Source organism: Eubacterium ramulus (assembly GCF_003122485.1).
Lineage (GTDB): Bacteria > Bacillota > Clostridia > Lachnospirales > Lachnospiraceae > Eubacterium_I > Eubacterium_I ramulus_A.
In genome coordinates this window covers 1-2,419 of the sequence record NZ_JRFU01000165.1, presented here as the reverse complement: position 1 = coordinate 2,419, position 2,419 = coordinate 1, and the positions used below count along the sequence as shown (strand labels likewise).

Genomic DNA, 2,419 nt, shown 5'->3' with positions numbered 1-2,419 from the left:
AGAGAAAATTGGTTACATTTAATTTGTACTTTTTCTTGACATAGGACCACTGGAAAATAAACGTTACCATATTACCAACGCACTCATAATCTGCATAATTGGTGTTACCTAAATGCTTTAACTGCGCTATTTTCTGTAACGGTTTTAAAGAAACTTTTGTATATGCCATGCTATACCTCAACTTTCTCTGAATATTGAAACCCTGTTGCTTCATAAAATTGTTTTGCGTATATATTGTAGCTAAACTGACGGCTTCCCGGTCTTTTGTAGGCTATTCCCCAATTCACAAGCCCATTTTGTAATAATAACCGCACTGTCTGGTTATCCATTTTTAAAACCTTAGCAGCTACAGCTACTGGAATATTCCCGCAATCAACATTTTTTGCCACTGTTACACCGCCTTAATTGCTGCTCTCTGCTAATTCATCAATGATTTTGTAAATCTGCTGTTTCTTATTCTCTGGAAGTTCATGTCTTAAAAGTCTTGAAAACGCTGTTTCGTGTGCATATCCCAAAGACTCCGACACTTGCCATAAATTTACTTTTTTATCTTTTGCATATGTTCTTAAATCAATATTTTTCATAGTTTTACTCACTTTCTAATTGCAATAACAATAATTTTCTTGACGAACGTTCGTTGTATGTTTATAATAGCAATAAAAATAGAGCATTTCCATTCCTAATATTTGCTCTTTTGTGAGGAGTTTTATATGAGAAAAAGCATAGATATTCCTATTTGGTATAGTAAAAACAAAATAACGGCTTTGAGAAAAGAATCTGGATTTAACCAGACACAAGTAGCAGACAGTATAAATTGTGCTTTAAAAACCTATCAGAACTACGAACAAGGACGAAATTTCCCAACTCTTGAATATGCGTCAAAACTGGCAGATTTGTATAATGTAAGTATTGACTATCTACTTGGTAGAAGTGATTTAACTCAAATTGATAACGACTTTATTTCAAAAGAAACAGGTTTAAATGATGTCACTATTAACGAACTAAAAAAAGTACATGCAGAAAAAAATAATTTTCAAAAACAACAAAATTATATCGAATTAATAAACTTTTTGTTTGAACATGATAAAACCAAAACATTGATGCAATATATGTATTATTATTTCTTTGGCAATTTTAAATATGTAGGCAGATTTAACGAATATGGCATTGATTTAAAGGATAACTGTCTTAATGGTATTAGTATACCTGTTGAAAATATACAGGCTTGGTTTTTACAAATGATATCCTCTGGTATGGTTTCAATCTATGAAAAAATCATAGAGCCAAACCAAGAAAAATACAAATATTATGGAAAACCTATACCAACAGAAGCAGAATTACAAAGCCGTATTGACACTTATTCAAGATTAACTAATGAAGATGAAAAACTTATTCGCAAATTGTATGAATCCAATTTCGATAAAGAGGCCATACTTGATTTTCAAAAATCTTGCACATTTAACAATGAAATTTTACAACATACAATAGAAACCAAGAATATGCTTTATGGCGAAACCAAGAAAGGGAGTGATAATTAATGAAACTACCTAACGGTTACGGTTCTGTTTATAAGTCATCTGGTAAACGCCGCTGTCCCTATCGTGCTATTGTGACTGAGGGATGGCAACTTGATAAAGATGCCGGGAAATGGAAACAGAAAAGAAAAACTGTCGGTTATTATGCGACTAAGAATGATGCTATGGTTGCCCTGGCAGAATATAACAAATCGCCATTTGACCTTGAAACGTCAAAAATCACGTTTGCAGAAATATATAATCGTTGGTCGGACGAACATTTTCCGACTATATCAGACAGCAATATAAAAGGGTATAAAGCATCATATAAGTTATGTGAACCAATTACAAGAAAACGTTTTGTAGATATAACACTAGATGATTTGCAGTATCTGGTAGATGTTTCCGGCAAGAATACACCAACTTTGCGGAAATTAAAGTCTATGCTAGGTCTCGTGTTTAAATATGCTGTGATACATGACATAATACCGCCAGACCGAAACAAAGTACAATATCTCGATATAAAAAAAGCAGGTAATCCAAACGCCTACAACCGGACACGATTTAGCAAACAGGAGATTTCGACATTATGGAATCAGAAAGACGGTAATATTTATATTAACGTGGTCTTAATGTTGATCTATAGCGGCGTTCGTATCTCTGAATTGCTAGATTTAAAGAAAGAAAACGTTAATATAAAAGAACGTTGGTTTGATGTAACGGCATCTAAGACAGATGCAGGAATCAGAAAAGTACCGATTAATAAAAAGGTTCTGCCATTCTTTGAATATTGGTACAACAAAAACGATTGTGAATACCTCATAAGCACACCAGAGGGCGAACATTTTGGCTATCGTGATTATTCCGGGGCTCTTTGAGCCACCTGTCCGGACTTTGAGAGCCAC

The 2,419-nt window shown here is 33.7% G+C and carries 4 protein-coding genes; 2 read left to right on the top strand and 2 right to left on the bottom strand.

The genetic code is table 11. The annotated features are described in order from the left end of the window. Positions 1 to 170: 170 nt before the first annotated feature. Together LG34_RS14015 and LG34_RS14010 are read right to left on the bottom strand one after the other, a co-directional pair. Positions 171 to 389, bottom strand: a complete 219-nt coding sequence (locus tag LG34_RS14015) for a hypothetical protein (protein WP_109216617.1) — start codon at positions 387 to 389, stop codon at positions 171 to 173. A gap of 12 nt (positions 390 to 401) precedes the next feature. Further along, positions 402 to 584: a hypothetical protein gene (locus LG34_RS14010; RefSeq protein ID WP_109216616.1), complete on the bottom strand. Its 183-nt coding sequence runs from the start codon at positions 582 to 584 to the stop codon at positions 402 to 404. A gap of 126 nt (positions 585 to 710) precedes the next feature. On the opposite strand from LG34_RS14010, the gene LG34_RS14005 reads away from it, so the two are divergent. Both LG34_RS14005 and LG34_RS14000 read left to right on the top strand, forming a co-directional pair. Then, positions 711 to 1,538, top strand: a complete 828-nt coding sequence (locus LG34_RS14005) for a helix-turn-helix domain-containing protein (protein WP_109216615.1) — start codon at positions 711 to 713, stop codon at positions 1,536 to 1,538. Further along, the gene (locus tag LG34_RS14000) at positions 1,538 to 2,392 is read left to right on the top strand and encodes a tyrosine-type recombinase/integrase (RefSeq protein WP_109216614.1); all 855 of its coding nucleotides are present in this window, start codon (positions 1,538 to 1,540) and stop codon (positions 2,390 to 2,392) included. Before LG34_RS14005 ends, LG34_RS14000 begins: the two co-directional genes overlap by 1 nt. Positions 2,393 to 2,419: the final 27 nt, after the last annotated feature.

Coding starts and splice junctions, on each gene's coding strand:
- LG34_RS14010 (WP_109216616.1), bottom strand. CDS start 584: ATGAAAAATATTGATTTAAGAACATATGCAAAAGATAAAAAAGTAAAT.
- LG34_RS14000 (WP_109216614.1), top strand. CDS start 1,538: ATGAAACTACCTAACGGTTACGGTTCTGTTTATAAGTCATCTGGTAAA.
- LG34_RS14005 (WP_109216615.1), top strand. CDS start 711: ATGAGAAAAAGCATAGATATTCCTATTTGGTATAGTAAAAACAAAATA.